Raw genomic sequence first — 1,468 nt, 5'->3', positions numbered from 1 at the left:
ATTGATATGTTAAAAGAGGAATTCCCTGAAGTCGGGGACGCTGGTGCTCAAATGCAGATCATTGTGAAAGCACCTGAAGGGAAAACATTAGTCGATGAGGATGTAAAAGCCTCACTAGCAGAATTAGCAGAAGAAGTTTCAGCGATTGATGGTGTCGAAACAGTTGTCACACCTGATATGCTACAAAATTATAATGAAAATCAAACAATCGGCTTCTTAATGGCCATTTATGATGTCACATCTTCAGAATTTAAATTGTCGCAAGCAGATGAATTGCGCGAAACATTCGATATAACAGAAGATGCTGGTATCCAAACAGAGCTTTATTCTTCAGAAACAGAAATTTATAACACACAACCGAGCGATATGTCTTCAGAAGTGATCGGTGTCATTGTTGCGGTTGTGATTTTATTCTTTACATTTGGTTCTTTAATTTTAGCAGGGATGCCTGTTATTACAGCGGTGATTGGCTTATTAATTGGGTTATGCGGAGTCATGATTGTTTCCAATTACGCAACCGTTGCATTTGTATGTATTACGCTAGCTGCGATGCTTGGACTTGCAGTAGGGATTGACTATGGGTTATTTATTATTTCTCGTTTCCGTCAAGAGTATGCAAAAGGCTATTCGATTCAACAGTCGATTGCCATTGCGAACGGTACAGCGGGAACAGCAGTAGTGTTTGCAGGGATTACGGTTATTATTGCATTACTGGCGTTAGCTGTTCCACAAATTCCATTCTTAACAATGATGGGGATTTCAGCAGCGTTAACGGTATTCATTGCCATTTTAATTGCGGTGATTGTTACACCAGCAGTGTTGATGTTAATTGGTAAAAAAATTACACCACCAGTTGACCGTAAAAAGACGTTAGCCGAAAAAGTAACAGACCGAGTGAAATTCTCAGGAAAGCTACTACAAGGCTGGGCAAAAGTATTAAACAAAATTCCAGTATTAATCGCAACACTTACCATCGCCTTTTTAGCGATTACAGCGATTCCAATTTTCCATATGGAACTTGGCCTACCAGATGATAGTGTTTACGAAGAGGGGACACCTCAGCGTGATGCGTATGATTTATTAAAAGAGGGCTATGGTGAAGGGGTTCACGCTTCACTTGTTGTCGTAGCAGAGGCGACAGAAAAAGATGGGGAAGTGCTATCGAAACTTGAGCAACTGCAAGCTGATATTTTAGCAATGGATCATGTTGATCTGATTACGAATGTCATTCCAAAAGAATCAGGCGAAATGGCCGTACTTACATTAAATCCAACGAATGGACCAAGTGATCAAGAAACAATTGAACTTGTGCATGAGCTACGTAATGCAAAATTTGATGGCGTGAAGTTAAATGTTACTGGTAATACAGCGATGTACATTGATATTTCAGAACGTTTATCAGATGCCTTACCAGTATTCGCATCGATCATTGTTGTATTAGCATTCATTATTTTCATGATTGCGTTCC

At 39.6% G+C, this 1,468-nt stretch carries 1 protein-coding gene; it reads left to right on the top strand.

Translation table 11 applies throughout. The annotated features are described in order from the left end of the window. Positions 1 to 1,468 (top strand): MMPL family transporter (locus QI30_RS19690; RefSeq protein WP_148113924.1); only part of this gene is annotated, 1,468 nt, incomplete at both ends.

It is taken from the genome of Candidatus Kurthia intestinigallinarum, from assembly GCF_003991225.1.
GTDB classification, from domain to species: Bacteria; Bacillota; Bacilli; order Bacillales_A; family Planococcaceae; genus Kurthia; species Kurthia populi.
Note: the sequence above shows the minus strand (reverse complement) of the source record. Positions and strands in the feature narration are given on the sequence as shown.